Origin of the sequence: Neorhizobium sp. BETTINA12A (assembly GCF_023006485.1) — a bacterium.
In the GTDB taxonomy this organism is placed as follows: domain Bacteria; phylum Pseudomonadota; class Alphaproteobacteria; order Rhizobiales; family Rhizobiaceae; genus Neorhizobium.
On record NZ_JALBGW010000064.1, the window covers coordinates 1 to 26,036 of the forward strand.

A 26,036-nucleotide genomic window follows, 5' to 3' on the forward strand; every position below is an offset into this window, starting at 1 on the left:
AGCGGCGCTGAAGCCGGCCCCGAGCGCTCCACCGCAGACGCCGCAGACGATCACCATCGCCCAGTCGAGGCGTGACGCCGCCATGACCGAGGTCTCGCCGAAATAGGTATAACTGCCGACCAGCCCGAGCGCCGCGAGGCCCGATACGATAACCGCGGTCAGGACCAGGCCGTTCGAGCGCGATTCATAGGTGCGGCTCATCTCCTCGATCGCAAAGACGATGCCAGCGAGCGGCGTGTTGAAGGCCGCGGCGATACCGGCGGCCGAACCGGCGAGAATAAGGCCCCGGGCCTGCGCCATTCCGCCGAAACGGGCGGCGGCGAGCATGATCGAGGCACCCACCTGAACCGTCGGCCCTTCGCGCCCTATCGAAGCACCGGACAGCAGCCCAACGACGGTCAGCACGATCTTGCCGACGCCAAGCTTCAGCGATAGCAGTCCGAGCCTGTCCGCATCGTCATGGAGATGCCGCGCGGCGATTGCCTGCGGGATACCGCTTCCCTGAGAGTTCGGAAACACGCGGATCGCCAGCCAGGCGCAGAGGGTAAAGCCGGCGGGTGTCAGAACAATTGGCAGCAGCAAACCGTAGGTCCCGGTTCCGGTCAGGACATCGAAAAGCCGATGGGCTTCGTCCGCGGCCCGGGCGAAGCCGACGCTGACGACACCGATCGCGATCGCGCCGATCCAGAAAACGATCCGGGGCTTCCAGACGCGCCAGGAGCCGCGCATGACGCGGGAGCGGCGGAACATCCTGGACCTTCGATTGGGGGTAGTCATGGAGGGAAGACCTATATTCGCATTCGCTTATTCGCTTTGGCGGCGATAATTTCAAACCCGTTACACCGAATACGATGTAATCTTTCAACTAAACACCGTCCGGATTGCATTTATTGCGTGACGTTTTTACCTTAATCACGAAAAGTTTTTCAAAATTGATATGCGTCAATTTTTGATTTGCAATGAACGGGTATGAACCTCACGGGCGCAGGCCCTGACGAACGCTGGCGTAAAGTTCTTTCTGTGACGGGTAACCTATGGCAGATTTTGCCCAACTCGACGACACCTCCGAGCCGGTTTCCGGTTCGCCGGCAAAGCATTCTGCTCAAACTGCCGTGTCGATGGGAAGGGTACTGATTGACCGCCTTACCCCAGATACCGGCGTTCTCCTGGCATTCGGTCTGGCCCTGCTTGTGGTTTCGCTGGGCGTCAATCTTTTCCTGGAGGAAAGCCTGGCGAGGCTCGGCTGGAGCCTGCTTCTGTCGAACAGCGATATTCATGCGCCGACCGGTCTGGCGCTGACGCTGCTGATCGGCACATTCGCCACCAACCGGCTGCGGCGCCCGCGACGCTGCCGCAAGCCGCCGGCGAACGACGATATGGACCGCGCCATCGAAATCCTCGCCACCCAGCCGAATGCCAGTGCCGGCCTGGTGCGCCTCGGCGACAAGAAGATCCTGTTTTCCGAGTGCGGCAAGGCTTTCATCATGTACGCCCAGCAGGGCCGTTCCTGGGTGGCCTTGTTCGACCCTGTCGGCTGTCGCAAGGCCTGGTCCGGCCTGACGCTGAAATTCATGGAACATGCCCGCCAGGCGGGCTGCCGCGCTGTTTTCTATCAGGTCTCCCCGGATTTCCTGCCGGTCACCGTCGAAGCCGGGTTGAAGCCCTACAAACTCGGCGAACAGGCGGTCGTCGATCTGACCAAATTCGATCTCAAGGGCGGCGCCTGGCTGAAGCTGCGCCGGTCCATCAACCGTGCCGAACGCGACGGCCTGCAATTCTCCATGCTGCAGCCGCAGGACGTGCCGGCTGTCCTCGATGAGTTGCTTGCCGTTTCCAGTACCTGGCTCGAGGCCCAGAACGCTGCCGAAAAAGGATTTTCGCTCGGCACGTTCCAGCCGCGATATGTCGCGGCCGGGCCGGTCGCGGTCATCCGCCTCGAAGGCCGCATCGTCGCCTTCGCCAATATCCTTTCGGTCGCGTCCGACGGCGATGCCTTCATCGACCTGATGCGGCATATTCCCGATACCCATCGCGGCATGATGGACCTGCTCTTCGTGCGCATCATGGAGCACATGAAGGCGCAAGGGTTCCGTACGCTCAATCTCGGCATGGCGCCGCTTGCCGGTCTCTCGACCCACAACAAGGCGCCGCTCTGGAACCATGTGGGCGAACGGATATTCAGGAGCGGCGAGCGTTTCTATAATTTTCAGGGCGTGCTGGCATTCAAGGCCAAGTTCGATCCGGAATGGCAGCCGCGGTATCTGGTCGTCTCCGGCCGCGGCATGCCGGTCGTTTCGATGCTCGACATTACCATGTTGATCGGTGGCGGGCTGAAGGGCATCCTTCGCAAATGAGGCTTCTGCCGATTGTTTTTGCCGGTATCACGCTGGCCGCTGCCATCTTCAATATCGTCTCCGAGCCGGCCCTGAAGACCAAGAGCCTTCCGACGGACCGGATCTCCTTCCCCGAAGGCAAGGCGACCGGCGTCGTGGTGCTGCTTTCGGATGGCGAGGGCTGGACGGATCGCGAAGAGCAGGTTTCCGAGGTGCTGACCGCGCATGGTGCGCTGGTGGTTGGCGTGGATCTTCGCAGATATTATGCGGCGCTCGAAGAAGAGCGGGACGACTGCCTGTACCTGGTCTCCGATATCGAGACCCTGTCGCATCAGCTGCACCGTTCGGCCGACATTGCCAACTATCACCCGCCGGTCGTGGCAGGGATCGGTGCCGGCGCGACGCTGGCGCTCGCGATCGCCGCCCAGACACCGGATTCGACGATCGCCGAGACCCTCGCCATCGATCCCCAGACCACCATCCCGCTATCGACCATTCTCTGCACGCCGGCCCCCAAGACGCCCGTTCCCGGCGGCACGGTCTACGGCCTGACCGAAGGCGACCTCCCCAATCCGATCCGTGTCGTCTTCAGTCCGTCAGCCGACGCGGCAGGTCGCATCCATGCCGAAGAACTAAAGGAGATCCATCCCGCGATCGAGTTCCGCGAAACGGCTGAGGGCGCGGATGTCGCCTTGCTGGAGAATATATCGGCCATCGCCCGGAGGCTCGCCCATTCCGCTTCGCCGCTCAATCTGCCGATCGTGCCGATCCACGCGACGCCGAAGCACAACACGATGGCGATCATCTATTCCGGCGACGGCGGCTGGCGCGATATCGACCAGCAGCTCGGCGCCTATCTGAAGGAAGAGGGCATCCCGGTCGTCGGCGTCGATGCGCTGCGTTATTTCTGGAGCGAGCGGACGCCGGAACAGACCGCCGCCGATCTTTCGCGGATCATGACCTCCTACCGAAAGCGGTGGAACGTCGATAATGTCCTGCTGATCGGATATTCCTTCGGTGCCAATGTCCTGCCGGCCACCTATCGGCTTCTGCCGGAGGCCGACAAGCGGGTGATTACGCTTGTTTCGCTTCTGGCGCTGTCGCATCACGCGGATTTCGAGATCGACGTGGGCGGCTGGCTCGGTATGCGCGGCACCGGCCACGGTGATCCTGTCGACGACCTGCGCAAGGTCGAGCCCTCCAAGATCCAGTGCATCTATGGGCTGAAGGAAAAGGACAGCGGCTGCCCTGCCGTCAGGGAAATCCCAGGCGCCCAGGTGCTCGCCCGCGAAGGAGGCCACCATTTCGACGGCGACTACCGCGCCCTCAACCGCCTGATCGTCGACAGGGCCGTGGCGCTGATGGCCGTCAACTGACGTTCGATCGCGGGGCTGACGTTCAAGAGACGGTGGTAGCTGGCGGCAGGTGGATCCGGTTCTTGTAGGCTGGTTTCGTCGCATCATTTTTAGTATTATCGATCAATCATGGCTGTGGAGGCTGACTTGCAGACCGTTGTTGAGTTGCCAGAAGCTGAAGTCGAGGCACTGGACCGTCTGGCGCAGAAGGAAAACATATCTCGGTCTGTTCTGATCGAGCGTGCTGTGCGGGATTTTCTGCAAAAAAGTGACAAGCAAAAGAGAGCTGAAGCTTTTGGCCTGTGGGGTGATCGCGCCGTGGACGGCTTGGATTTTCAACGAAAAGTCCGCGGTGAATGGTGAGCGATAGCGCCCTTCTCGATACGAATATTATTGTCGATTATCTGAACTCCGTACCCGAAGGGCGTGAGGAATTTGAACGATACGGAAATCCATGCATCAGCATTGTGACGTGGATGGAGGTGCTCGTCGGCGTGCCTCCACATCTTGCTGCGGCAACCCGAGAATTCCTGAATGCTCTGAATATCATCGCGCTCGACGATGCGGTTGCCGAGCGGGCTGTGGCTCTTCGCCAGAGGCATAAGATGAAGCTACCCGATGCGATCATCTGGGCGAGCGCGGATATTCATTCAATGCTGCTCGTCACAAGGAACACGAAGGACTTTCCTGCAAATCTGCCGGGAATTCGCGTACCTTACGTTCTGCGCCACTGATCACCGATCACTCACCATCGCCCGCGGATTGACCCAGGGTTCCTGATTGCTGCGGGGCAGGGGCGTCCTGCCGAGGATATGATCGGCTGCCTTCTCTCCGGTCATGATCGAGGGGCCGTTGAGATTGCCATAGGTCACATGCGGGAAGATCGACGAGTCCGCGACCCTTAAGCCCTCGATGCCGATCACCCGGCATTCCGGGTCGACCACGGCAAGCGGATCGTCGGCGCGGCCCATGCGGCAGGTGCCGCAAGGGTGATAGGCGCTTTCCAGGTGCTCGCGCAGGAAGGCGTCGATCTGGTCGTCCGTCTCGACCTGTTCGCCCGGCTGGATTTCCGGCCCGCGATACTGGTCGAATGCCTTCTGGGAAAAGATCTCTCGGGTCAGCCGCACGCAATAGCGGAACTTCTCCCAGTCTTCCGCATGGCTCATATAGTTGAAGCGGATCACCGGATCGGTCTTGGGATCGGGCGATCGCAACGTCACGCTTCCGCGCGATTTCGACAGATTATAGCCAACATGCACCTGGAATCCGTGGCTTTTCGCCGCCGCGCGGCCGTCGTAGGAGATTGCTACCGGCAGAAAATGGTATTGGATATCAGGCTGCGTGAGCCCGGCGCTTGAGCGTAGGAAGGCGCAGGCCTCGAACTGGTTGGAGGCGCCGAGGCCGCCCTTCGACAGCAGCCATTGTGCGCCGACCACGCCCTGCCAGAACCAGGGCAGCCAGGAATAGAGCGATACCGGTTTGGTCGAGACCTGCTGGAAATAGAATTCCATATGGTCCTGCAGGTTGGCGCCGACGCCCGGCCGGTCGGCCGTGACTTCTATGCCCATCTCCTTCAGATGGTCCGCCGGCCCGATACCGGAGAGCATCAGCAGTTTCGGCGAGTTGAACGAGGAGGCCGAGACGATCACCTCGCGGTTGGCCTTGATCGTCTCGCTGACGCCGCGGCGAAAAATCTCGACGCCGACGGCGCGGCCGTTCTCGATGACGATCTTCTGCGCCAGCCCATAGATCAATTCGACATTCTTGCGCTTCAGCGCCGGCCGCAGATAGGCGTTGGCGGCGGACCAGCGCCGGCCGTTATGGATCGTCTGTTCCATCAGCCCGAAACCTTCCTGCTTCGAGCCGTTATAGTCCTGCGTCATCTCGAAACCGGCCTGGGAGCCCGCCTGGATGAAGGCATGGAAGAGCGGATTGGTCACCGGCCCACGCTTTACATGCAGTGGCCCGTCCGTGCCGCGCCAGCCTTCCTCGCCGCCATGGCTATGCTCCATGCGCTTGAAATAGGGCAGCACGTCAGCATAGGCCCAGCCGGTCGCCCCAAGCTCTTCCCAGCGGTTATAGTCTTCGGCGTGCCCCCGGACATAGACAAGCCCGTTGATCGACGACGACCCGCCGATCACCTTCCCGCGCGGTGCGGTGATGCGGCGGTTGTTGAGGTTCGGTTCGGGCTCGGAAAGATAACCCCAGTTGTAGCGCTTCATGCTCATCGGCCAGGCCAGAGCGCCCGGCATCTGGATGAACGGCCCGAAATCGGATCCGCCGGCCTCGATGACGATCACCGAATTTTTGCCGTCCTCCGACAGGCGGTAGGCCATGGCCGAGCCTGCCGAACCGGAACCGATGATGACGAAATCTGCCTGAAGCATGTCAGTATTCTCCAGACATTATCGTGAGGTCGTGCTCTATCCGCCCCCCTCTGGCCTGCCGGCCATCTCCCCCACGGGTGGGGAGATCACAAGCGGCTCGACCTTCGTGCCACATAAACGTTGCTTCCGTCGGCACGGCTTTTTGTCTGGGGAAGCCTGCGCCCCCAGCCAATCTCCCCACCCGTGGGGGAGATGGCCGGCAGGCCAGAGGGGGGCGGACTTGCGCGACGACAGCCGTGGTGAACATCAATACGGCGCCTCGACCTTGCCCATTCCCACATAAATCGTCTTCAGCTCCGAATAATGCTCCAGTGCGGCCAGCGAATTTTCGCGTCCGAAGCCGGATTGCTTGGAGCCGCCGAACGGGATTTCCACCGGGCAGAGATTGTAGGTGTTGATCCACAGCGTCCCGGCTTCCAACTGATCCGCCACTCGATGCCCACGCGTGAGATCGCTGGTGAACACGCCGCCGGACAAGCCGAGTTCCGTGCCGTTGGCGCGGGCGATCACCTCGGCCTCGTCGTCGAAATCGAGCACGCACATCACGGGGCCGAAAATCTCCTCGCGGGCGATCGTCATCTCGTCGGTGACGTCGGCGAACACGGTCGGCTGCACGTAGTAACCTTCGCCGGTGACGTGGTTGGGAATGCCGCCGCCGGTGATGAGCGTGGCACCCTCGGCCTTGCCCTTTTCGATATAGCTCATCACCTTCTGGCGCTGGTCGAAGGAGACCATCGGGCCGATCTGGGTCGCCTCGTCCATCGGATCGCCGATCACCATGTTTTCGGTGCGTGCCTTGAGGCGGGAGAGGAATGTCTCCTTGATGCTCCTTTGCACGAAGACGCGGGTGCCGTTGGAGCAGACCTGGCCGGTCGAATAGAAATTGCCGAGCATCGCCCCGCCGACCGCCGAGTCGATGTCTGCGTCGTCGAAGACGATCAGCGGCGACTTGCCGCCGAGCTCCATCGTCACATGCTTGAGGCTTCCGGCCGCCGCTGCCGCCACCTTGCGGCCGGTCGGCACCGAGCCGGTCAGCGACACCTTGGCGACATCGCGATGGTTGACCAGCAGCGGCCCGGTCGTCCGGTCGCCCTGGATGACGTTGTAGAGCCCCTTCGGCAACCCGGCTTCCATGAGAATTTCAGCAATCTTCAGCGCCCCGAGCGGCGTGTTTTCCGAGGGCTTGAACACCATGGCATTGCCGCAGATCAGCGCCGGCGCGCCTTTCCAGCAGGCGATCTGCTGCGGATAGTTCCAGGCGCCGATGCCGACGCAGACGCCCAGAGGCACCCGTTTCGTATAGGCAAAGTCCTGCCCCAGCGGAATGTAGCTGCCGTTGAGTCCTGCCGCTGCGATACCCCCGAAAAATTCGAAGCTGTCGGCGCCCGAAGTCGGGTCGGCGACGATGGTTTCCTGAATCGGCTTGCCCGTATCGAGCGTCTCCAGTTCGGAAAGCTCGCGGTTGCGCTCCCGCATGATGTCGGCGGCGCGCTTGAGGATGCGGCCGCGGGCGGTCGGGCTCATGGCCGCCCATTCCGGCTGGGCGCGCTTGGCCGCCGCAATTGCCTTCTCGACGATCGCGGGCGTTGCCGCATGCAGCCGCGCGATCACCTCTCCGGTCGCTGGATAGAGGCTTTCGATGACGGTGCCGTCGGTATCCTCGACATATTCGCCGTCGATGAAATGGCTGGCGATCGGTTGGGCTTTCATCTCATTCTCCGCGCGGGTAGCGTTTGGACTCTTCGAGATTGTCGAGGTTCATGTGGTTGCGCATGTAGCGCTCCGACGCTTTCTGCAAGGGCTGGTGGTCCCAGGGATAATAGGCGCCGTTGCGCAGCGCCTCGTAGACCACCCAGCGCCGGGCCTGGCTTTCGCGCACCGCCGCATCGAAGGCGCCCATGTCCCACCGCTCCTCGCGCTGGCGCCGGAACAGGGCGACGACCTCGGCAAAGTGGGGATCGTCGGCGAGGTTATTGAGCTCTTTGGGGTCGCTTTCCAGGTCGAACAGCTGGTCCGGGTCGAGCAGGCAATGGACATATTTCCACTTGCCTTCACGGATGGCGACGAGCGGCGCATAAGAGCCTTCGGCGGCATATTCCATCAGCACCGGGCTCGTGCGCGGAACACCTTCCATCATCGGCTTCAGGCTCTCGCCGTCGGTCCAGGGCTTGATCTCGTCCATGGAAATGCCGGCGAGGTCGCAGAGCGTCGGCGTCACGTCGAGGTTGGAAACCGGTGCCAGATGCTGGGCAGAGGGCACGCCCGGGCCGGCGATCATCAGCGGCACGCGGGCCGAACCCTCGAAGAAGTTCATCTTGAACCACAGCCCGCGCTCGCCGAGCATGTCGCCATGGTCGGAGCAGAACAGGATCAGCGTGTCGTCCAGCATCCGTGTCCGCGTCAGCGTGTCGACCAGTTCGCCGACCTTCTCGTCGATATAGGAGATGTTGGCGAAATAGGCTCTTCGCGAGCGGCGGACATTCTCTTCCGTCACGTCGAAATTCTTGTAGTCGCAGGAAAAGATGATCCGCTTCGAATGCGGGTCCTGGTCTTCGAGCGGGATCGGCCCGACCTCCGGCAGCAGGTGCTCGCAATCCTCGTAGAGATCCCAGAACTTCTTCCGCGCCACATAGGGGTCGTGCGGATGGGTGAAGGAGACGGTCAGTGCCCAGGGCCGACGCTTCGCATCGTCCCGCTCGCGGGCGAGATGATAGAGCTTCTGGTTGGCGAGAAAGGCGACTTCGTCGTCATATTCCATCTGGTTGGTGATTTCGGCAACCCCTGCGCCGGTCACCGAGCCGAGATTGTGGTACCACCAGTCGATCCGTTCTCCCGGCTTGCGGTAGTCCGGCGTCCAGCCGAAATCGGCGGGATAGATATCGGTCGTCAGCCGGTCCTCGAACCCGTGCAGCTGGTCCGGCCCGACGAAATGCATCTTGCCCGAAAGCGCCGTGTAATACCCGGCGCGGCGCAGGTGATGCGCGAAGGTCGGGATCGACGAAACATATTCGGCGGCATTGTCGTAGACCCGCGTCCGGCTCGGCAGCTGGCCCGCCATGAACGAGGCACGCGCCGGCGCGCAGAGCGGCGAGGACGTGTAGTTGTTGGCAAAACGGGCGCCGCGCGCGGCAAGCGCCTTGAGGTTCGGCGCATGCAGGAACGAAGCCGGCCCATCGGGAAACAGCGTCCCGTTCAGCTGGTCGACCATGACGATGAGGATATTGGGTTTGGTCATGGCAGGCATTTTCCTCGCGGGCGGCATGGTCTCCAGAGTGAGTTATTTTCGATCGCCTTGGCAATCAAGAAGCGATTGCGAACCTTCCTGTCGCAAAAACGCGTCGTTGACGTTTTGTACCGAAGGGTGGTACATAGGTTCACGGGGAGTGGCGGATGATTATCAGCTTTCGGGACGAGTGGCTTCGTGACTTTTTTGTTGTTGACGCACACGCGAAGAAAATTCCCTCGGACATAGAAAGCCGACTGTTTCGCAAGCTTCAGATGATTGATGACTCAACAACGGATCAGGACTTACGGGTGCCGCCGAGCAACCATTTCGAGAAGCTGCGGGGCAATCTCGATGGCTTCTGTTCGATACGGATCAACAGGCAATGGCGGCTGGTATTTCGTTGGGACGGAGCCAAGGGAGAGGCCCGTGACCTTTATCTCGATGACCATAGCTATAGGTGAGGTGCAGCATGCTGACGACCACGCGTAAACCGGTAACGGTCGGCGAAATTCTCGTCGAAGAGTTCATGGAACCTATGCGCCTCACTCAGGCAGCATTGGCGCAAGCCATGGGTGTGCAGCGCAAGCATGTCAATGAACTCTGCAACGACCGCCGGAGCGTGACCGCACCGACCGCACTGATCCTGGCGCGGGTGTTCGGCAACAGTCCAGATTTTTGGCTGAATATCCAGCGGCGCAACGATCTGTGGGCAGCGATGCACGACCCCAGGGAGCTTGAGCGGATCGAGCGCGCCCGCCCGCTCCACGATGCCGCATGATCGACCTGTCAGACCGTTGACCCGGATCAAGCCTACTCCACATCTTATCCCTTAATGTTCGGGTGAGGTTCTTGCAAAAGGGGGTTGGCCATGACGTTTGGTCTGGATACGCCGTCGGTCGCGACGGTCCGTGATAAGTGGGGCTGGTTTCTGGCCCTCGGCATTCTGTTGCTGATCCTCGGTTTTCTCGCCCTCGCCAACCTCTTGGTGGCGACCGTCGCGTCGGTCTTTTACATTGGCATGATGATGCTGACGGGTGGCATCGCCTATCTCGTCCATGCTTTCCAGGTGAAAAGCTGGGATCATATCCTGTTCTGGGCGGCAAGCGGCATCCTCTATACCATTGCCGGTCTGCTCGCCTTCTGGAATCCGGCGCTGACCGCCGCCATCGTTACCTTCTTCATAGCGATGGCGCTGATCGTCGCGGGCATTTTTCGCCTCTGGATCGGGCTCAAGATGCGGCCGATGCGAAGTTCCGGATGGTTCATTTTCGGCGGCGTCATAACAGGGCTTGCGGGTCTCGTCATCGCCTTCGGCTGGCCGGTCAACACCCTCTGGATTCTCGGCCTGTTCCTGGCGATCGATCTCACGATACAGGGCTGGGCACTGATTGCGCTGGCGCTTGCGGTCAAGGCCTGAAGCACGTTCAGGTTGCGGTTAAGTCTTTCAAATACCGCATAAAAATGCCTTTTATCGTCACAAAACCTTCATCCAAGCTTCATGTTCGGGAAAGGTATTTTTGACCAATTTCCGGGAACCTGACATTCGTGTTTTAGGCATGTTTTAGGCCATTGCGCAGTGGAGTAATGAGTAATGTCGTCTGCGGCCATCTTGGAACCGGGCGTTTTCCGCCGGTATGCGAGCGATCAGCTTGTCACCCTGGCAAAACTGGTTCTGGAAAATGCCTTCCAGCCGATCGTCGAAGTCGGCACCGGTTCCGTCTTCGGTTATGAATCGCTACTGCGCGGCCAGGAACGGATCGGTTTCTCCTCACCGCTCGAACTGCTCGATGAGGCCCAGGAGACCAGCCAGCTTCTGGCACTCGAACAGATGATGGCAACCCGGGCGCTGGCGAAATTCGCCAGCTTGCCGGATTTCTCGTCCCAGACGCTGTTCCTCAATCTCGACGTCCGGCTGATCCGCCACGGCAAACATTTCCTCGAAAAGGTCGTGCAGCACCTGCGCAAGGCGAATATCGCCCCGTCCTCCGTCTGCTTCGAGTTCTCCGAGCGTTTCGACAATACCAGCGTGCCGGAATTCGCCGATCTGGTCACCCAGATGCGGAAGGAAGGCTTCAAGCTGGCGATCGACGACTTCGGCGTCGGCCATGGCGAAATGAAACTGCTCTGCGACTATCCGGTCGATTATCTGAAGATCGACCGCCATTTCGTCGCCGGCATCGACAAGAACCCGCGCAAGCGCCACCTCGTCAAGAACATCGTCAGCATCGCCCACGTGCTCGGCATCCGCGTCATTGCCGAGGGCATCGAGACGGAAGCGGAATTTCTCGTCTGCCGCGAATACGGCGTCGATCTCGTCCAGGGCTGGTTCATTGCCCGGCCGACGACCTTCGTGTCCGAACTGCAGCCGTCCTTCCCCTATCTCGCCGATATCGGCCGTACCCGTCGCTCCAGTCAGTCGCTCGACGAAATCCTCATCCGCAAGCAGATCGAACACCTGCCGACCGTCTATGAGAACCAGAGCATCGACAGCGTCTTCGACCTGTTCCGCCGCAATCCGCGCCAGGCCTTTTTCCCGGTGCTGAATGCCAATGGCGAGCCGCGCGGCGTCATCAACGAATACCATCTCAAGGAATATATCTATCAGCCCTTCGGCCGCGATCTCCTGAAGAACAAGGTCTACGAACGCTCGATCTCGCATTTCGTCGACCGCGCCCCGATCGTCGGGCTGGATGCGGAAGCCGAGGAACTGATGACCCTATTTGCCAATATGGAAAACAGCGCCTGCGTCATCCTCACCGAAAACATGCGGTATGCGGGGGTCGTCTCGGCCGCCTCGCTGATCAAGGTCATCAACGAAAAGCAGTTGAAGATCGCCCAGGATCAGAACCCGCTGACCGGCCTGCCGGGCAACCGCGCCATCCGCGATTTCATGCAGGAGACCGGCCGCGACGACGACGAGACCCGCTTCTTCTGTTATTGCGACTTCGACAACTTCAAGCCGTTCAACGATCATTACGGCTTCCAGATGGGCGACCATGCGATCTCGCTGTTTGCCGCCCTGGTGAAGCGTTATTTCTTCTCCGATGGCGACTTCCTCGGTCATGTCGGCGGCGACGACTTCTTCATCGGTGTTTGCGACTGGACCCGTGAGGAACTCAATGAAATCCTCGGGCGCTTGCTCTCCGATTTCCACGACGACGTCGTCCAACTCTATTCCCCGGAAGAGCGTGCTGCCGGCAAGATCCGCGGTCACGACCGCTCCGGCACGGAGCGGGATTTCCCGTTGCTGCGCTGCTCGATCGGCGTGCTTGAACTGCCCCAGGGCCTGTTGCTCGACGATGTCGGCCGCATTGGTGCGGAAATCGCCACCGTCAAGGCGCAGGCCAAGGAAAACGAAGCCGGTCTGTTTTTCGCGAGTTTCGGCGAGACAAAATGACCTAGGCGGCGGAACGCCGCCTTCCTATCAGCCGGGGACTGTCCTAAGTCAGTGCCCGACGCCGGCCGTAAGTCGATGGCTGGTTCTGAGAGGAGTCCTTCCATGCCGCTTCCCACCGAAATGCGTTTCGTCGATCTGCCGTCCTTCGGAGAGCCGGAGGTGATGACCATCGCGAACGGTCCGCTGCCGGCGGTGCGGCCGGGCGAAATCCTGGTCAGGGTCGAGGCGGCGGGCATCAACCGTCCCGATGTGCAGCAGCGCAAGGGCGCCTATCCGCCGCCGAAGGATGCAAGCCCGATCCTCGGCCTGGAAATATCCGGCGAAGTGGTAGCGCTTGGCGAGGGCGTTAGCGAATTCAAGCTCGGCGACAAGGTCTGCGGGCTCGCAAACGGTGGCGGTTATGCGGAATATTGCGTCGTGCCGGCGGGCCAGGCGCTGCCCTGGCCGAAGGGTTTTGACGCAGTCAAGGCCGCGGCGCTGCCGGAAACCTTCTTCACCGTTTGGGCCAATCTGTTCCAGATGGCGGGCCTGACCGAAGGCGAAAGCGTGCTCATCCACGGCGGCACCAGCGGCATCGGCACCACTGCCATCCAGCTCGCCAAAGCGTTCGGCGCGACGGTCTACGCGACGGCCGGCTCCACGGAAAAATGCGAGGCCTGCGAAAAGCTCGGCGCCGTGAAAGGCATCGACTACAGGACCGAGGACTTTGCCGAGGTCATCAAGGCGGAAACCGGCGGCCGGGGCGTCGATGTCGTGCTCGACATGATCGGCGCGGCCTATCTTGAAAAGAACCTCTCGGTTCTCGCCAAGGACGGCTGCCTGGCGATCATCGCTTTCCTCGGCGGCAACATCGCCGAAAAGGTCAACTTGTCACCGATCATGGTCAAGCGCCTGACGGTCACCGGCTCGACCATGCGCCCGCGCACCGCGGACGAAAAACGCGCCATCCGCGACGATCTTCTGGCTCAGGTCTGGCCGCTCCTGGAGGACGGAACGGTTGCCCCGGTCATCCACTCCGTCCTGCCGTTCGAGGACGTCGTCGAAGCCCACAAGCTGATGGAAACCAGCAGCCATATCGGCAAGATCGTGGTGACCCTTTGACAAATTTGTCAAATTATATCAGCTTTGGTATAAGTGATGAAGCCGGTCGTTTTTCTCGGTGATGCCCTGGAGCAGCTGCGGGACTTTCCGGAGGTCGCCCGTAAGGAAGCGGGCGTCCAGTTGCACAAAATTCAACTCGGCCTTGAGCCGAGCGACTGGAAGCCCATGACGACGATCGGAGCGGGCGTGCGGGAAATCCGCATCCGCGACGAGGCGGGCGCTTTTCGCATCATCTACGTGACCAAAATAGAGGACGCCGTCTACGTCCTGCATGCATTTCAGAAGAAGACGCAGCAGACGGCAAAGCGGGATCTGGATATCGCCACCGCGCGTCTGCGGCAGATCTGATTGGATTGGACCTATGGAACGTCAGAGCTTTTCAAATGTCTGGGACGCACTGGAAGACACCCCGGCGGAAGCGGCCAATATGTCCATGCGTTCGGCCCTGCTGATTGCGATCGAGCAGAAGGTCCGGAACTGGAATGTGACCCAGAAGGATGCCGCGGCTCGCCTCGGCATCACTCAGCCGCGCCTGAACGACTTGCTGCGGGGCAGGATTGCAAATTTCAGTCTGGACGCACTCGTTGAATTGGCTGGGAAAGTTGGGCTTTCCGTCCGGCTGGATATCGCGGACGCAGCCTGATCTCCGATCCCACAAGCTGATGGAAATCGGCAAGATCGTTGTGACGTTGAGCTGAAGGGGAGAATCTGCCTCGATCAAAGCTGGCGAATTCTAGGGGCGGATGGTCGCTTCCGCAACTCAATTAAATTCGCGATCGTTTATATAACGTGGCTTGCAGACTCAGGCTTTGGCCCCTACCTTTTAATCATCGTCAACGTAGTGAAAGGAAGGTGATCCAATGTCTAGTGAGATTTCGGTCTGTGTAACGGGCAATGGAAAGGTGGCGGTCTTGACGGGGCAACCCTCGGCCTGAACCTCATCTTCCTTCGGGGAGCTCACGAAGCGCCCCGGGTTCGTTCAACCGGACCAAACTCATGGAAGGGTCGCCTCGAGCGGCCCTTTTCCATTTTATGGCCCTTCATTCAAAGCCGCTTTACTGGCCGGCGGCTCTTCATTTTTCATTATTTCTAATATGAGAATACCTATGCGCCCCTCGCATAGGTGGCCTGCTAAGTGGGCGCTTTCAGTGCACGTTTGATGAGCTTATATAAGCGTCATCGAAGCAAACGAGAGCGCCAAGGACTGGCAGCTGGGCTTCGAAAATCCCAGGAAAGGGGAACCATCATGAACGTCGCACGCACTCTCAACAATTGGCGCAAGTATCGTCAGACGGTTGCCGAACTGGGCCGTATGACACCGCGCGAACTCAACGATCTCGGCATCGCCCAGGGCGATATCCGCCGGGTTGCGCGTCAGGCCGTCGGCTTCTGATCGCCATCTGACATATAGTTATGTCGAACGCCCGCATCCGCGGGCGTTTTGCATTTCATGCATAGCTGCCATCTTAAATCCCGATCCGTCCGAGCGCCGGCACCTTGATGCCGGGATTGGCGAAATCGAGGCCTGCGACCAGGCCCAGGAAATGCACCTCGAAACCGCTGCGCAGGCCGGCCGATAGGCCGATGAGGCCGCGCACGGTCAGATGTATGTCGCGCCAGTCGTCGTCCACATGGATGAATTCGCCGTCCGGCAGATAGTCGCGCCCGACTGCGTGCGGCGGCAGCACGGCGTCGAGTTCCGGCACGGTGCGCAGAACATGGGCGACGAAGGTGTTGGAGTTCGGTCCCGGCCAGATCGTATAGCCGCCCGGTTCGGCGTAAGGATAGGCCGCGATCGCGCCCTCGATCTTGGGTATCAGCAGTTCCGCCTTCGAGCCGGTCACCGATGTGACGAACTGCGGCGTGTTGGAATACCAGTAGGCATCAGGCGAATAGCCGTTACGGCGGATCGGACTGCCCCAGCCCACCTTGTCGTAACGCGTATAGGTTTTCGCGCCCTTTTCCTTGAAGACGATCCAGGCATGGCTCGCGACCGCGCCCTTCAGGCCTCCCGTCGTCGCCGAGAAGACGTAGATTGCCGCTTCGTTGCTTGTCTCAGGCTTCGGCAGGATGCCCGCCGACGACCAGCGCGCATCGCGCCAGCCCGACGGCCGGTCCTTGATCGCCCACAATCCTGCCGACGCGAAGGTCGGAACCAGGTAGACGATGAAGATGACCAGAAACAACCGCTTAACCGATTTCATACGGCCCCCCATGAAAATCCCGCCGGACTCGTTTAAGAGCCTGTGATATCGCCAGACGATAGGCACATTGAAACCGGCAATTTCAGGACAGACCATGCAAAACCCCGTTACCGTCGAAGTCACTAGAGGCAACCTGGTCGAAAGCCGCCATCGCGGGCTCGGCGCGGTCGTCGATGGTGACGGCAAGGTGCTGTTTTCGTTCGGGGAGGCGGACGCGCATGTTTTCCCCCGTTCCGCCAGCAAGGCCATGCAGGCGCTGCCGCTCATCGAAAGCGGTGCGGCGGATGCCTATGGCTTCGGCAACAAGGAACTCGCCTTTGCCTGCGCCTCCCATTCCGGTGAGGACGCGCATGTGGCGATGGCAGCTTCGATGCTCGGCAAGGCCGGCCGCGACGACAGCGCGCTCGAATGCGGCGCCCATTGGTCCTCGGAACAGGCGGTGCTGATCCATCAGGCCCGCACCATCGAGGCGCCGACGGCACTTCACAACAACTGCTCCGGCAAACATTCCGGCTTCGTCTGCACCTGCGTGCACACGGGAATGAATCTGAAGGGTTATATCGATTACGATCATCCGCTGCAGGCCGAAATCCGCGGCACGATGGAGACGCTTACCGGCGCCATCATCGGCCACCAGAACTGCGGCACCGACGGCTGCTCGATCCCGACTTATGCGGTGCCGCTGAAGGGCCTCGCCCACGGTTTTGCAAAGATGGCGACCGGCAACACCCTGTCGGCCGAACGTGCCAAAGCTTCGCGCCGGCTGATGGATGCCTGCATGGCCGAGCCCTTTTACGTCGCCGGCACCAACCGGGCCTGCACCAAACTGATGGAAATCGCGCCCGGCAAGATTTTTGCCAAGACCGGCGCCGAAGGCGTCTTCGTCGCCGCGCTTCCGGATCAGGGCATCGCCATGGCAGTGAAATGCGAGGACGGCACCACCCGCGCCGCCGAAGCGATGATCTTCGCCCTCATCGCCCGCTATTTCGAAAAGGGCGGCGAGGTGCACACAAAGCTGATGGCGATGGCCAACAAGCCGATGAAGAACTGGAACGGCATCCATGTTGGTGACGTGAGGGTGACCGACGCGCTGTTTGCTTAAACCGAAACACTCAAGGAACACGCTGTGGCGCTAGAGATAATAACGGCTTTGGTTAGTGACTATCTCAGTTCGAAAGCGATAGCCGGGGCTGGGACGTTTAGTGTGGCCGGCGGAATGGTGCTTCAGCGACTTCTTCGTAAACGCGCCGAAACAGCTAGGGAAATTCTGATCGAGGAGCTTCGCCAAGGAGATAGATTTCTTGAAGAGGTTTCCGAGGACGAGGCCGCAGCAATAATATTCCGATACATGAGAGCGGCAGAAGAGGGGGCAGCGAAAAGAAATCTAAGATTTCTGGCTGCTGTGATCGCGGGTCAAGCTGCTGAAGAGAGCTTATATGCCGACGAGTTCCTCATGTGGGCGGATATTATAGCGAGTTTGAGATCGGATGAAATCGCCGTCCTAGCAGTAGTCCATAAACATGCAGAAGCAATAAACTATAAAGTAGAACGGTCTGGGACATTCTGGGTAGAATGCATGGAGATCCTGAAAAAAGAGCACGATTTTGAGCTTTATAGGTCGGATGGCGCCGCGGCTTCTTTACTTCGGACAGGGCTCATTCAATTGTTAGGCGGATTAACGGATATGGGGCATGCGTATCTCCCAGGCAAGCGTTTGTCTCAATTGGGGAAGCTCATCGACATCGAGGGTGTGAGCGCGCGTGATAGGTAAATCCTTTTAAGATATCTATCAGAATTCAAGAATCTCAATATCGAGCGCCCGGTAAGGCACCAGCCGCTCCTCATCGATGCCGCTTTGCACGATCATCCCCGACAAGGCCGAAGCCGGCATGATCACATGCGGCGAGACCGCATCCAGCTTCTCCTCCGTGACGAGCGTGATCGTCTCGGCCGAGCATGCCGCAATATGGCGCTTGATCGCCGCCTCCTCGAAATCGCCGGTCGAAAGTCCGCGGGCCGGATGCACGGCGGTGACGCCGAGGAAGAAGATGTCCGGCCGCATCAGCGCGATCTGGCTCATCGCCGCCGCACCCGTCGCGACCATCGAATGTTTGTAGAGCCGCCCGCCGATCAGGATCACGTCGGCTGTCGGATGGTGTTCGAGTTCCGCCGCGATCGTCGGGCTGTGAGTGACGACCGTGAAGGCAAAGTCGCGGGGCAGGGCGCGGGCGATCTCGGCCGTCGACGTGCCGCCGTCCAGAAAGATCGTCTGGCCCGGCTTCACCATGTCAGCCGCAGCCCTGCCGAGCCGCTGCTTCACGTCTGACGACACCGCCCGCCGGGCGGACAAATCCGGCAGGTCGGGCGAGACAGGCATCGCTCCGCCATGCACCCGCCGCAGCAGCCCTTCCGCCGCCATTTCCCGAAGGTCCCGCCGGATCGTGTCCTCGGAAAGCGAAAATTCTTCCGCCGCCCGTTTGGCGACGACCTGCCCCTCCCGGCGCAGCATGTCGAGGATGAGGCTCTTGCGTTGGCTTGTCAGCATGGTTCTTGACTCTGCACGAAATTGCATGAATAAGCGCAAGCATGCCTGAAAATGCCATTGATGTAAAGCATTTCGGCATATTCGTGCAATTCCGCGATGAACGCGGACAAGTTTGGAGAAACGAAGATGTTGATTTTGATCGCTGGCCCCTATCGCTCCGGCACCGGAGACGACCCTGAGAAGATGGCCGAAAATCTCACGCGGCTCGAAGCGCCGTCCCATGCGCTGTTCAAGGCCGGCCATGTGCCGATGATCGGCGAATGGGTGGCGCTGCCGGTCTGGCATGCGGCCGGCGGAAAACATGTGGGCGACGACCTCTACGAGGAGATCTTTCACCCGGTCGCCGGTCGTCTGCTGCAACTCTGCGAGGGCGTCCTGCGCCTGCCGGGTGCCTCCAAGGGCGCCGACAACGACGTGCGGATCGCCAACGAGCGCGGGATTCCGGTTTGGCATCGGCTGGAGGATGTGCCGGGCGTCAGTTGATCGCTGGTTTGAGACTTCTAACCTGAAAAAACCGTGCTAGAACGGCGCGGTCCAAAGGAGGATTTTCATGTACACGCTGTTCTTTTCGCCCAACGCCTGTTCACTGGCCAGCCACATCGCGCTTGCCGAATCCGGTCTTCCCTACGAGATCAAATGGGTGAAATTCGCCGACAAGGAACAGCAGTCGGAAGCCTATCTGAAGATCAATCCCAAGGGCCGCGTCCCGGCACTCGCAACGGACCGGGGTATCATCACCGAGTCCGTTGCGATCCTCGCCTTCATCGCCCATGCCGCACCCGAGGCGAAGCTGGCGCCGCTCGACGACCCGTTCCTGTTCGGCAAGATGCAGGCGTTCAACGCCTATATCGCCTCGACGGTGCATGTCGCCTACGCCCATTGGCGCCGCGGTTATCGCTGGGCGGACAACCAGTCCTCCTTCGACGACATGGCCGCCAAGGCACCAAAAGTCTTTCACGATTGTTTTCAGGTGATCGAGGACTCGTTGCTCGAAGGTCCCTATGTGCTCGGCGAAACCTATTCGGTCGCCGACGCCTATCTCTACCTGATGACCGACTGGCTCGCCAACATGAAGCTCGACCGTGCGGATTTTCCGAAGGTCAATGCGCACTACGAGCGGATGAAACAGCGTCCCGCCGTTCAGCGCGCCCTGGCCGAACAGGCTGCCGCGACCGCGGTCTAACGCCGGAAGACGGCGGCCTAAATACGGGTTCACGTCAGCCACATGATCCGCCCCTCGGGGACGCGGATCATGTGAGCATCAGGCGCATTTCGCGAGAGGCGCGTTGTTGCGATTCGTGTCAGCGCGAAGCGGGCGCGGGAAGGGCAGGTCGGCGAGCTGCCGCAGGTCCATCGCGCGGATGTCGGGATGACGGAACGGGTCGTTCGACTGCAAGTCCGTCAATGTTTCGGGCGTTTCTAACCAAGCCTTCAGGTTCAAGAAAATCTTCAGCGGTACCATGACCGTTACCTCGCAAATTGTTACCATTTGCAACGGCAATATCGGCTCTTTTGCTCCCATTTTCAATTGAATTCTTGAGAAGAAGACTATAGAAAATCTATATGACAAATCTCAACCTCGTGCATCTCAACGGCTTGCGGGCGCTGGAGGCGGTCGGGCGCCTGGGCTCGCTGCAGGCGGCTGCCGACGAACTCGGCGTGTCGGTCGGTGCCGTCAGCCAACAGGTCATCAAGGCCGAGGCCCAACTCGGCCAGCCGGTCTTTCAACGCCTGCCGAAGGGCATGATGCCGGTCGATGCGGCCCGCCCCATGCTGGCGCGATTGACCGAAGGTTTTCACGCGCTATCCGAAGCGGTGGCGATCGGTCGGCGGCAGGATGATGCGCTGCTGACCATTTCCGTCGCGCCTGTGTTTGCAGCCCGGTTCCTCGTCCACCGGCTCGACCGGTTCTCGAGCCTGCACCCGGAAATCCGCCTGCGCATGGATGCAACGACCAGGCTCGCGGACCTTGGCGTAGACGATATCGATCTCGGTATCCGCGTCGGGCCAGGCACCTGGCCGGGCGTCGATGCGGAGCTGCTGATCGAGCAGACGGTGTTTCCGGTCTGCTCCCCGGCGCTGGCCGAAAAGCTGAAGCAGCCGAAGGATATCCTGAAACTGCCAGCGATCATCGACGGCCCCTCGATGTTTTCCTGGGAGATCTGGCTGAACGAGGCGGGATTGTCCGGCGCCGGCATGGCGACGCGCCATGTGTTCAACGACGCCTCGCTCTGCCTCGATGCAACGATTGCGGGGCAGGGCGTGATGCTCGCCTGGCATACGCTCGCCACCTATGCGCTGGAACAGGGGCGGCTGGTCGAACCGTTTGCGATCCGGGCACATACCGGCATGGGGCATTATCTCGTCACCCGCGCCGGCGCTAGGATGCCGGCGAAGGTGAGGGCTTTCCGGGAGTGGCTGAAGACGGAGCTGCCGCCGCTCACGAAAAGCCGGGATTAAAGCGTTACGCCGGTTCGGCGGTGCGCTTGTCCCACATTGCCTTGAAGCCGGAGCGAGCCTGGGCAGCCTCGATCCACGCCTTCAACGCCGGGCGGCTGTCGAACAGCGGCGCATATCCTTGCGCATAACGCACGACTTCTCCGACATTGATGTCCGCCACGGTAAAGCGGCCGCCGACCATGTGGCCGTTCTTGGACAGGTGCTTTTCGAGCACGTCGAACGGCCGCTTCAGGGTGCGGGCCGCCACTTCGATATCCGCCTTGCCTTCCTCGGTCTCGGCGCGGCCTCCGGCGATCGTGGCGGAGATCTTCAGCGCCGGGGTCTCGATGCTGGTCGCGCCGAACAGCGACCACTGCACCATCTGGCCTTCCTCGGCGATATCCTTCGGGCCGAGCTCGCCGCCGTATTTGCGGGCGAGGTAGAGCGTGATGGCGAGCGATTCGTGCAGCACGAAACCGTCGTCGTCCATCGACGGGATCGAGCCCATCGGGTTGACGCTCAGGAATTCCGGCGACAGCGTGTTGACCGGTGCGCCCGATGCCATCGGCTCGGGCAGGCGATAACCCTGGATGATCGGAATATGTTCGAAAGGAATACCCAGCTCTTCGATAAGCCAGAGCGGCCGCGTGGCGCGCGAGCGGTAAACACCATAGATTTTCAGCATTCAATGTCCCTCCTGAAATGCAGGCCGCAAGCTATGGGCAGGGCGCGCAAAACGGAAGACCAATCCGCATTGGACTGCTATGAAAGTTTTCGATGAATCATGCGGTCAAACAATCCGGTTGTTCTCGATCGTCAAATGCTTGAATCCCTGGGCCTGCTCGTCTCCTCGGCCGAGTTCTGCCGTGGAAGGTGTCTTCCAGCGGTGACCGATCACCGCGCCGTCCTTCATCGCCTCGAACAGGTTACCGGAAATCAGCGCACTGCCGGCCCCTTCGACCACGGTCACCGCGCAGCCGACCTTCGCCTGCCGGACGATGTTGTTGCTCACGAGCACGTTGCGCAGGTACGGCCCGAAACCGAGCGCCATGCCCCAGAGCGGTACATTCTCGATGACATTGCCGGTCACTGCCGTATCCGCCTCGACGCTGATGCCGACGCCGAAGATCGCTTCGTCGAGCACATAGGGGCCAGTGGGCTTCAGGTTGCGGACGATGTTGTTGGCGACGGTCGCCAGCCGGCCGCCCTCGTTGAAATTGACGACCGAAATGCCGTTCGCCGCGCCGTCGACGATATTGCCCGAGACCAGCGCGCCCTCGAAGGCGAATTCCGCATAGATCGCGGTCTCGCCGGAGGCGAGGCAGGTGTTGTTGGCGATCTGGGCGTTCGAGGCGCTGTTGGCGCGGATCGCCGAAAAGGCCGATTGCGAGATCTGGTTGCCGATGACCATCACGTTGTCGGCCCGAAACAGGTTGATCGCATTGCCATACTGACCGGTGCCGCCGTTGGTGGCGCCGATCCGGGAGATACGATTGCCGGAAACGATCGTGCCGTCGGCGCCCTTGGTCCACCGATGGATCAGGATGCCGCCATTGCCGCAGTCGGAGACCGTATTGCCGGTGACCGAAAGTCCAGTGCCCTCGACCGCATAGAGGCCATATTCTGCGGCGCCGGAAATCCGGCTCCGCTCGATCCGCCCGCCACAGCGCTCGAATTGCACGGCGGTCTTGCGGGCACCGATGATCTCGCAATTGTCGATGACGATCTCACCGATGCCACGCATATGGACGAGCGCCGGGCTCTGGTCGTCGAGCCGGCGGTTCGCTCCGTCGATGACGATGTTGGAAAGCTCGATGCGGCGTGCGCCGTCGGCCCTGAGCATCCGCCCGTCACCGGAATAGACGAGCCGCGACGCGCCCGGTACGCCGGTGATGCGCGTACCTTCGGGCAGGTCGAGATTGGACACCGGGTAGTTTCCGGGCGGCAGGAAGACCGGCATGTTCTGGCGCGCCGCCTTGGCGATAATCTCTGCGAGTTTGCGGTTCTGCTTGTCTCCACCGTCAGGGGTGACGCCATGCGCACCGGCATCGATCGAGCCGCGCAGATCGACCGACGGAAAGCCTTGTGGGGCGGAGAAAACGCGGGGAGGCAAGGTTCCGGCAGCCGCCGCACCCGCGATCATCGTCAACGCCGCCCGTCTCGAAATCATCCAGCGCCTCCTCCTGGCGTCAATAAAGCATTTTCTATGCCAGTCCTTTATATTGTTATTACGCTAAAAGTCTTGGACAGCTCAGTAAAAAGACTTCTGCCCAAGCTTCAATCATGGCAATTTCACGATGATTTTAAGCAACGATAAGGAATTCTCCGTCATGCTATAGGGCAATTGGCGCGAGTTCCCGCGTATTTTCTGTTGAAAATGAAAAGGAGGCACTCGGATGGCGGGACCCATGTCGCATAGCATGCCCTTGACGTTTGCCCCCGATCCGCTCGACGAGCTCTGCAGCCGTCTCCTGCGCGTTTCCACCGACAGCGATATCGACCTCGACGTTGCCCTGGTCACGCTCGAACTGGAAACCCGTACCCTTCTCGATCAGCTCCCGGACTTCATTTACGTAAAGGACCGTCGCGGCCGCTTCGTCTTTGCCAATGCCGCAGCCGGCCGCAGCAGCAAGCTGCATGAAGGCAACGACCTGATCGGCAAGACGGATTTCGATATTCTCGATCCTGAAACCGCACGCGAACTGTTTCTGGTCGAACAGGAGATCATGTCGACCGGCGTGGCGATCGACGGTCGCGAGGAGCGCGTCAAGCTCGGCGATGGCCGTGTGCTCTGGCTTACCACTTCCAAAATGCCGCTGCGCGATGTTCACGGCCAGGTCGTCGGCCTGGTTGGCATTTCCCGCAACATTACCGAGCGCAAGCGCCAGGACGACCGCCGGCACGGCCATGCGCGTCTTCTCGAGATGATCGCTCGCGGCCAGCCTTTGACGGCGGTTCTGGATGCGCTGGTCAAAACGGTGGAGGATGAGCTGGACGACGTCACGGCCTCGGTCCTGTTTCTCGAAGAAGGTACGGACCGGCTGCGTCACGGCTCGGCGTCACGCCTTCCGCCGGCCTATGTGAAACTGATCGATGGCATCGAGATCGGCCCGAAGGTCGGCTCCTGTGGCACCGCCGCCTGGCGGCGCGAACCTGTCTTCGTCAAGGACGTGCTGACCGATCCGCTCTGGGACAATTATCGCGAACTGGCGCTGAGATTCGGCTTTCGCTCCTGCTGGTCGACGCCGATCATGGGCGCTGACGGGCGGGTGCTTGGCACGTTCGGGCTCTATTCCGACGCGCCGCGCGAACCGACCGAGCTCGAACTCGAGCTGACCGCGATGGCGACCGACATTGCCGGCATCGCTATCGAGCGCGCCCGCTCGGAAGAGCGCATTCACCACATGGCCCATCACGATCCGCTGACCGGCCTGCCGAACCGGACGCTGTTCTGGGCGCAGTTCAGCCGCGCCTTGCATGAAGCCCGCCGCGAGAAACGCAAGGTCACGGTCGCTTATCTCGACCTCGACAATTTCAAGCAGATCAACGATACGCTGGGTCACGCGGCCGGCGACGAGGTGTTGAAAACGCTGTCGTGGCGCATGGTCAACTGCGTCCGCGTCACCGATCTTCTGGTTCGCCTTGGTGGCGACGAGTTCGCGATCGTCTTCAGCAATGTCAGTCACGACGAACTCGGATTGATGCGCCGACTTCAGGAATTGCGAACCGCGATCTCGAAGCCGATCGTCATCGACGACCAGAGCGTCACCGCCACCTGCAGCATGGGCGTCGCCTTCTTCCCGCAGGATGGCGATACGCCGGAAGAACTGCTCGCCCGCGCCGACCGCGCCATGTACGAAGCCAAGGATCTGGGCCGAGACCGCCTGCGGGTCTCGCATGTGCCGGGCGACGGCCTCGGCATTTAGAACGTAAGCCCAAAAACGGCCCCGTGTCGGACATTCAAGAGTGCGGCTTTGATCTTGCCAGGAGCGGCTATAGCAAGAACCTTGTCACCCATTCTGCGCTGTAGAATCCTGCGGCAAGAATAATCGCGATGGCAAACAGTCCGGTCCAAATACCCGGCATAGCGAAGGGCGAAAAAATAGCCGTCGCGACGATACCATCCCAGACCAACAATGATCCCAGGTAGATTCCCTTGTTCGCATAGGTCCAGGAAAGGCCCTCCGCTCCCCAAGGATAGCACCCCTGCGTATTATCGGGGTTTGGCCAGCATGCAGACGCCTTCGAGGCTACGAAGTAATCGACGACGAGCATCAGGAGGTAAGCACAAAGAAATGCTTGGACGATCATTTCGATGAGGCTGGGCTTGCGGAACGTCATACTTGCCTCGCAAAGCCACGTCCCGTGGCTGGGTTGCCGTTTTCTCGCGTAATATAGGCTTGGATCTGTGCGAAATCTAAGCGAGCGCTGCCGAGATGGCGAAGCTGGCGCAATCAAAAGCCTTCCTTGGCAAGCTTTTCGAATTCGGCTTCCAGAAAAGCATCGAGTTCCTCCTCGCTGACGTCTCCGCCGGCCTCGATTGACCGCCGCAGGGTTTCCCTCAATGCCGAAAGCTTCGATTCGCGCTCCTGCACCAGTCGCAGGCCTTCGCGCACCACGTCGCTGGCCGAGCCGTAGCGACCGTCCTGTACGGCTTCCTCGATGAATTTTTCCCAGCGGGGACCTATCGAAACATTCATGCGCGTGCCTCCAGTCTCTACCCGAAATTATACTGGAGTACAATTTATGCGCAATCTACGCCATTGGCGGAGACGCCTCGGAGAGCGCGTCGTCCGGCGATTTTTCCGGCGTCACGAAGACCTCTTCGTAACTCGATACAAATTTTTCGAACAGCAGCGAGAATGTGTGAAGTTCGTCTTCCGGCCAGTCCTCCAGGACACGTGCCAGCAGGGAGCGTTTGACGGAACGGATCTCGGCCAGCAGGCCGTCGCCCAGTTCGGTGCGCACGACCAGCGAACGGCGGCCGTCCGCCTGGGAGGCGTCGCGGCGCAGGATGCCGCGGGCGACGAGATCGGCCACCAGCCGGCT

The 26,036-nt window shown here is 60.6% G+C and carries 30 protein-coding genes; 18 read left to right on the forward strand and 12 right to left on the reverse strand.

Going from position 1 to position 26,036, the window contains the following annotated elements:
• The coding region (locus tag MOV61_RS16415; RefSeq protein WP_247137339.1) for a chloride channel protein at positions 1-750 on the reverse strand (750 nt) is incomplete at its 3' end.
• 284 nt (positions 751-1,034) lie between these two features.
• On the opposite strand from MOV61_RS16415, the gene MOV61_RS16420 reads away from it, so the two are divergent.
• The 4 genes from MOV61_RS16420 to MOV61_RS16435 all read left to right on the forward strand — a co-directional run bounded on the left by MOV61_RS16420 (position 1,035) and on the right by MOV61_RS16435 (position 4,422).
• The gene (locus tag MOV61_RS16420; protein ID WP_247137340.1) at positions 1,035-2,354 is read left to right on the forward strand and encodes a phosphatidylglycerol lysyltransferase domain-containing protein; all 1,320 of its coding nucleotides are present in this window, start codon (positions 1,035-1,037) and stop codon (positions 2,352-2,354) included.
• Positions 2,351-3,709, forward strand: a complete 1,359-nt coding sequence (locus MOV61_RS16425; protein WP_247137341.1) for an AcvB/VirJ family lysyl-phosphatidylglycerol hydrolase — start codon at positions 2,351-2,353, stop codon at positions 3,707-3,709. Before MOV61_RS16420 ends, MOV61_RS16425 begins: the two co-directional genes overlap by 4 nt.
• 126 nt (positions 3,710-3,835) lie before the next feature.
• Positions 3,836-4,051: a ribbon-helix-helix protein, CopG family gene (locus MOV61_RS16430; RefSeq protein ID WP_080719124.1), complete on the forward strand. Its 216-nt coding sequence runs from the start codon at positions 3,836-3,838 to the stop codon at positions 4,049-4,051.
• A complete protein-coding gene (locus MOV61_RS16435) occupies positions 4,045-4,422 on the forward strand; it encodes a type II toxin-antitoxin system VapC family toxin (RefSeq protein ID WP_247034215.1) in 378 nt (125 codons plus the stop codon). Before MOV61_RS16430 ends, MOV61_RS16435 begins: the two co-directional genes overlap by 7 nt.
• On the opposite strand, the gene betA is transcribed toward MOV61_RS16435, so the two are convergent.
• The 3 genes from betA to betC form a co-directional block, all read right to left on the reverse strand.
• A complete protein-coding gene (gene betA, locus MOV61_RS16440; protein WP_247137342.1) occupies positions 4,423-6,075 on the reverse strand; it encodes a choline dehydrogenase in 1,653 nt (550 codons plus the stop codon).
• Between the two features lie 246 nt (positions 6,076-6,321).
• Positions 6,322-7,785, reverse strand: a complete 1,464-nt coding sequence (gene betB, locus MOV61_RS16445) for a betaine-aldehyde dehydrogenase (protein ID WP_247137343.1) — start codon at positions 7,783-7,785, stop codon at positions 6,322-6,324.
• Position 7,786: 1 nt separating this feature from the next.
• Positions 7,787-9,310 (reverse strand): choline-sulfatase, encoded by a 1,524-nt coding sequence (gene betC, locus MOV61_RS16450; RefSeq protein ID WP_247137344.1) that lies wholly within the window; start codon positions 9,308-9,310, stop codon positions 7,787-7,789.
• 155 nt (positions 9,311-9,465) lie between these two features.
• Between betC and MOV61_RS16455 the strand changes: the two genes are divergently transcribed.
• The 8 genes from MOV61_RS16455 to MOV61_RS16490 all read left to right on the forward strand — a co-directional run bounded on the left by MOV61_RS16455 (position 9,466) and on the right by MOV61_RS16490 (position 15,192).
• Complete coding sequence (locus MOV61_RS16455) at positions 9,466-9,762, forward strand: type II toxin-antitoxin system RelE/ParE family toxin (RefSeq protein ID WP_247137346.1); 297 nt, start codon at positions 9,466-9,468, stop codon at positions 9,760-9,762.
• Positions 9,763-9,770: 8 nt separating this feature from the next.
• Positions 9,771-10,079, forward strand: a complete 309-nt coding sequence (locus tag MOV61_RS16460) for a HigA family addiction module antitoxin (RefSeq protein WP_247137347.1) — start codon at positions 9,771-9,773, stop codon at positions 10,077-10,079.
• Positions 10,080-10,169: 90 nt separating this feature from the next.
• Positions 10,170-10,718, forward strand: coding sequence for an HdeD family acid-resistance protein (locus MOV61_RS16465; RefSeq protein ID WP_247137348.1), 549 nt, complete (start codon positions 10,170-10,172; stop codon positions 10,716-10,718).
• Between the two features lie 174 nt (positions 10,719-10,892).
• Positions 10,893-12,698 (forward strand): bifunctional diguanylate cyclase/phosphodiesterase, encoded by a 1,806-nt coding sequence (locus MOV61_RS16470; protein WP_247034220.1) that lies wholly within the window; start codon positions 10,893-10,895, stop codon positions 12,696-12,698.
• A 102-nt stretch (positions 12,699-12,800) separates the two neighbouring features.
• Complete coding sequence (locus MOV61_RS16475) at positions 12,801-13,799, forward strand: NAD(P)H-quinone oxidoreductase (protein WP_247137349.1); 999 nt, start codon at positions 12,801-12,803, stop codon at positions 13,797-13,799.
• Between the two features lie 36 nt (positions 13,800-13,835).
• Complete coding sequence (locus tag MOV61_RS16480; RefSeq protein ID WP_038540832.1) at positions 13,836-14,147, forward strand: type II toxin-antitoxin system RelE/ParE family toxin; 312 nt, start codon at positions 13,836-13,838, stop codon at positions 14,145-14,147.
• A gap of 13 nt (positions 14,148-14,160) precedes the next feature.
• Complete coding sequence (locus tag MOV61_RS16485; RefSeq protein WP_038540835.1) at positions 14,161-14,442, forward strand: helix-turn-helix domain-containing protein; 282 nt, start codon at positions 14,161-14,163, stop codon at positions 14,440-14,442.
• A 603-nt stretch (positions 14,443-15,045) separates the two neighbouring features.
• Positions 15,046-15,192, forward strand: a complete 147-nt coding sequence (locus tag MOV61_RS16490; RefSeq protein ID WP_007751079.1) for a DUF1127 domain-containing protein — start codon at positions 15,046-15,048, stop codon at positions 15,190-15,192.
• Between the two features lie 73 nt (positions 15,193-15,265).
• Here MOV61_RS16490 and MOV61_RS16495 read toward each other — a convergent pair whose 3' ends face one another.
• Positions 15,266-16,003 carry a DUF3750 domain-containing protein gene (locus MOV61_RS16495; RefSeq protein ID WP_247137350.1) on the reverse strand — a complete coding sequence of 246 codons (738 nt, stop codon included), beginning with the start codon at positions 16,001-16,003 and terminating at the stop codon, positions 15,266-15,268.
• 94 nt (positions 16,004-16,097) lie between these two features.
• Here MOV61_RS16495 and MOV61_RS16500 point away from each other — a divergent pair, with 94 nt between their 5' ends.
• Together MOV61_RS16500 and MOV61_RS16505 are read left to right on the forward strand one after the other, a co-directional pair.
• Positions 16,098-17,105: an asparaginase gene (locus MOV61_RS16500; protein ID WP_247137351.1), complete on the forward strand. Its 1,008-nt coding sequence runs from the start codon at positions 16,098-16,100 to the stop codon at positions 17,103-17,105.
• A 24-nt stretch (positions 17,106-17,129) separates the two neighbouring features.
• A complete protein-coding gene (locus tag MOV61_RS16505; RefSeq protein WP_247137352.1) occupies positions 17,130-17,774 on the forward strand; it encodes a hypothetical protein in 645 nt (214 codons plus the stop codon).
• Positions 17,775-17,792: 18 nt separating this feature from the next.
• Here the strand turns inward: MOV61_RS16505 and MOV61_RS16510 are convergent, their stop codons facing one another.
• Positions 17,793-18,548 (reverse strand): DeoR/GlpR family DNA-binding transcription regulator, encoded by a 756-nt coding sequence (locus MOV61_RS16510; protein ID WP_247137353.1) that lies wholly within the window; start codon positions 18,546-18,548, stop codon positions 17,793-17,795.
• 126 nt (positions 18,549-18,674) lie between these two features.
• Between MOV61_RS16510 and MOV61_RS16515 the strand changes: the two genes are divergently transcribed.
• Both MOV61_RS16515 and MOV61_RS16520 read left to right on the forward strand, forming a co-directional pair.
• On the forward strand, positions 18,675-19,031 hold the full coding sequence (locus tag MOV61_RS16515; RefSeq protein WP_247137354.1) for a DUF4406 domain-containing protein: 357 nt from the start codon (positions 18,675-18,677) through the stop codon (positions 19,029-19,031).
• Between the two features lie 67 nt (positions 19,032-19,098).
• Entirely contained in the window at positions 19,099-19,731 is a 633-nt protein-coding gene (locus tag MOV61_RS16520; protein ID WP_247137355.1) for a glutathione S-transferase family protein, read from the forward strand.
• A 78-nt stretch (positions 19,732-19,809) separates the two neighbouring features.
• Here the strand turns inward: MOV61_RS16520 and MOV61_RS16525 are convergent, their stop codons facing one another.
• On the reverse strand, positions 19,810-20,010 hold the full coding sequence (locus tag MOV61_RS16525; protein ID WP_247137356.1) for a hypothetical protein: 201 nt from the start codon (positions 20,008-20,010) through the stop codon (positions 19,810-19,812).
• A 101-nt stretch (positions 20,011-20,111) separates the two neighbouring features.
• Between MOV61_RS16525 and MOV61_RS16530 the strand changes: the two genes are divergently transcribed.
• The gene (locus MOV61_RS16530; RefSeq protein ID WP_247137357.1) at positions 20,112-21,008 is read left to right on the forward strand and encodes a LysR substrate-binding domain-containing protein; all 897 of its coding nucleotides are present in this window, start codon (positions 20,112-20,114) and stop codon (positions 21,006-21,008) included.
• Between the two features lie 4 nt (positions 21,009-21,012).
• On the opposite strand, the gene MOV61_RS16535 is transcribed toward MOV61_RS16530, so the two are convergent.
• Both MOV61_RS16535 and MOV61_RS16540 read right to left on the reverse strand, forming a co-directional pair.
• Positions 21,013-21,672 (reverse strand): glutathione S-transferase family protein, encoded by a 660-nt coding sequence (locus MOV61_RS16535; RefSeq protein WP_247137358.1) that lies wholly within the window; start codon positions 21,670-21,672, stop codon positions 21,013-21,015.
• A gap of 105 nt (positions 21,673-21,777) precedes the next feature.
• Positions 21,778-23,157: a TIGR03808 family TAT-translocated repetitive protein gene (locus MOV61_RS16540; RefSeq protein WP_247137359.1), complete on the reverse strand. Its 1,380-nt coding sequence runs from the start codon at positions 23,155-23,157 to the stop codon at positions 21,778-21,780.
• 226 nt (positions 23,158-23,383) lie between these two features.
• Between MOV61_RS16540 and MOV61_RS16545 the strand changes: the two genes are divergently transcribed.
• Positions 23,384-24,913, forward strand: a complete 1,530-nt coding sequence (locus tag MOV61_RS16545) for a diguanylate cyclase domain-containing protein (RefSeq protein WP_247137360.1) — start codon at positions 23,384-23,386, stop codon at positions 24,911-24,913.
• A gap of 67 nt (positions 24,914-24,980) precedes the next feature.
• On the opposite strand, the gene MOV61_RS16550 is transcribed toward MOV61_RS16545, so the two are convergent.
• The 3 genes from MOV61_RS16550 to MOV61_RS16560 all read right to left on the reverse strand — a co-directional run.
• A complete protein-coding gene (locus MOV61_RS16550) occupies positions 24,981-25,328 on the reverse strand; it encodes a hypothetical protein (RefSeq protein ID WP_247137361.1) in 348 nt (115 codons plus the stop codon).
• Between the two features lie 113 nt (positions 25,329-25,441).
• Entirely contained in the window at positions 25,442-25,687 is a 246-nt protein-coding gene (locus MOV61_RS16555; protein ID WP_247137362.1) for a type II toxin-antitoxin system ParD family antitoxin, read from the reverse strand.
• A 55-nt stretch (positions 25,688-25,742) separates the two neighbouring features.
• Positions 25,743-26,036: MarR family winged helix-turn-helix transcriptional regulator (locus MOV61_RS16560; protein ID WP_247137363.1), on the reverse strand; the 294-nt coding region annotated here is incomplete at its 5' end.

Bases quoted from the DNA above. Each gene is read 5' to 3' on its own strand.
- MOV61_RS16485 (WP_038540835.1), top strand. From the start codon at position 14,161: ATGGAACGTCAGAGCTTTTCAAATGTCTGGGACGCACTGGAAGACACC.
- MOV61_RS16515 (WP_247137354.1), top strand. From the start codon at position 18,675: ATGTTGATTTTGATCGCTGGCCCCTATCGCTCCGGCACCGGAGACGAC.
- MOV61_RS16470 (WP_247034220.1), top strand. From the start codon at position 10,893: ATGTCGTCTGCGGCCATCTTGGAACCGGGCGTTTTCCGCCGGTATGCG.
- MOV61_RS16555 (WP_247137362.1), bottom strand. From the start codon at position 25,687: ATGAATGTTTCGATAGGTCCCCGCTGGGAAAAATTCATCGAGGAAGCC.
- MOV61_RS16475 (WP_247137349.1), top strand. From the start codon at position 12,801: ATGCCGCTTCCCACCGAAATGCGTTTCGTCGATCTGCCGTCCTTCGGA.
- MOV61_RS16545 (WP_247137360.1), top strand. From the start codon at position 23,384: ATGGCGGGACCCATGTCGCATAGCATGCCCTTGACGTTTGCCCCCGAT.
- MOV61_RS16520 (WP_247137355.1), top strand. From the start codon at position 19,099: ATGTACACGCTGTTCTTTTCGCCCAACGCCTGTTCACTGGCCAGCCAC.
- MOV61_RS16425 (WP_247137341.1), top strand. From the start codon at position 2,351: ATGAGGCTTCTGCCGATTGTTTTTGCCGGTATCACGCTGGCCGCTGCC.
- MOV61_RS16525 (WP_247137356.1), bottom strand. From the start codon at position 20,010: ATGGTACCGCTGAAGATTTTCTTGAACCTGAAGGCTTGGTTAGAAACG.
- MOV61_RS16495 (WP_247137350.1), bottom strand. From the start codon at position 16,003: ATGAAATCGGTTAAGCGGTTGTTTCTGGTCATCTTCATCGTCTACCTG.
- MOV61_RS16465 (WP_247137348.1), top strand. From the start codon at position 10,170: ATGACGTTTGGTCTGGATACGCCGTCGGTCGCGACGGTCCGTGATAAG.
- MOV61_RS16480 (WP_038540832.1), top strand. From the start codon at position 13,836: ATGAAGCCGGTCGTTTTTCTCGGTGATGCCCTGGAGCAGCTGCGGGAC.
- MOV61_RS16435 (WP_247034215.1), top strand. From the start codon at position 4,045: ATGGTGAGCGATAGCGCCCTTCTCGATACGAATATTATTGTCGATTAT.
- MOV61_RS16420 (WP_247137340.1), top strand. From the start codon at position 1,035: ATGGCAGATTTTGCCCAACTCGACGACACCTCCGAGCCGGTTTCCGGT.
- MOV61_RS16460 (WP_247137347.1), top strand. From the start codon at position 9,771: ATGCTGACGACCACGCGTAAACCGGTAACGGTCGGCGAAATTCTCGTC.
- MOV61_RS16455 (WP_247137346.1), top strand. From the start codon at position 9,466: ATGATTATCAGCTTTCGGGACGAGTGGCTTCGTGACTTTTTTGTTGTT.
- MOV61_RS16490 (WP_007751079.1), top strand. From the start codon at position 15,046: ATGAACGTCGCACGCACTCTCAACAATTGGCGCAAGTATCGTCAGACG.
- betA (WP_247137342.1), bottom strand. From the start codon at position 6,075: ATGCTTCAGGCAGATTTCGTCATCATCGGTTCCGGTTCGGCAGGCTCG.
- MOV61_RS16530 (WP_247137357.1), top strand. From the start codon at position 20,112: ATGACAAATCTCAACCTCGTGCATCTCAACGGCTTGCGGGCGCTGGAG.
- MOV61_RS16535 (WP_247137358.1), bottom strand. From the start codon at position 21,672: ATGCTGAAAATCTATGGTGTTTACCGCTCGCGCGCCACGCGGCCGCTC.
- MOV61_RS16550 (WP_247137361.1), bottom strand. From the start codon at position 25,328: ATGACGTTCCGCAAGCCCAGCCTCATCGAAATGATCGTCCAAGCATTT.
- betC (WP_247137344.1), bottom strand. From the start codon at position 9,310: ATGACCAAACCCAATATCCTCATCGTCATGGTCGACCAGCTGAACGGG.
- MOV61_RS16510 (WP_247137353.1), bottom strand. From the start codon at position 18,548: ATGCTGACAAGCCAACGCAAGAGCCTCATCCTCGACATGCTGCGCCGG.
- MOV61_RS16540 (WP_247137359.1), bottom strand. From the start codon at position 23,157: ATGATTTCGAGACGGGCGGCGTTGACGATGATCGCGGGTGCGGCGGCT.
- MOV61_RS16500 (WP_247137351.1), top strand. From the start codon at position 16,098: ATGCAAAACCCCGTTACCGTCGAAGTCACTAGAGGCAACCTGGTCGAA.
- betB (WP_247137343.1), bottom strand. From the start codon at position 7,785: ATGAAAGCCCAACCGATCGCCAGCCATTTCATCGACGGCGAATATGTC.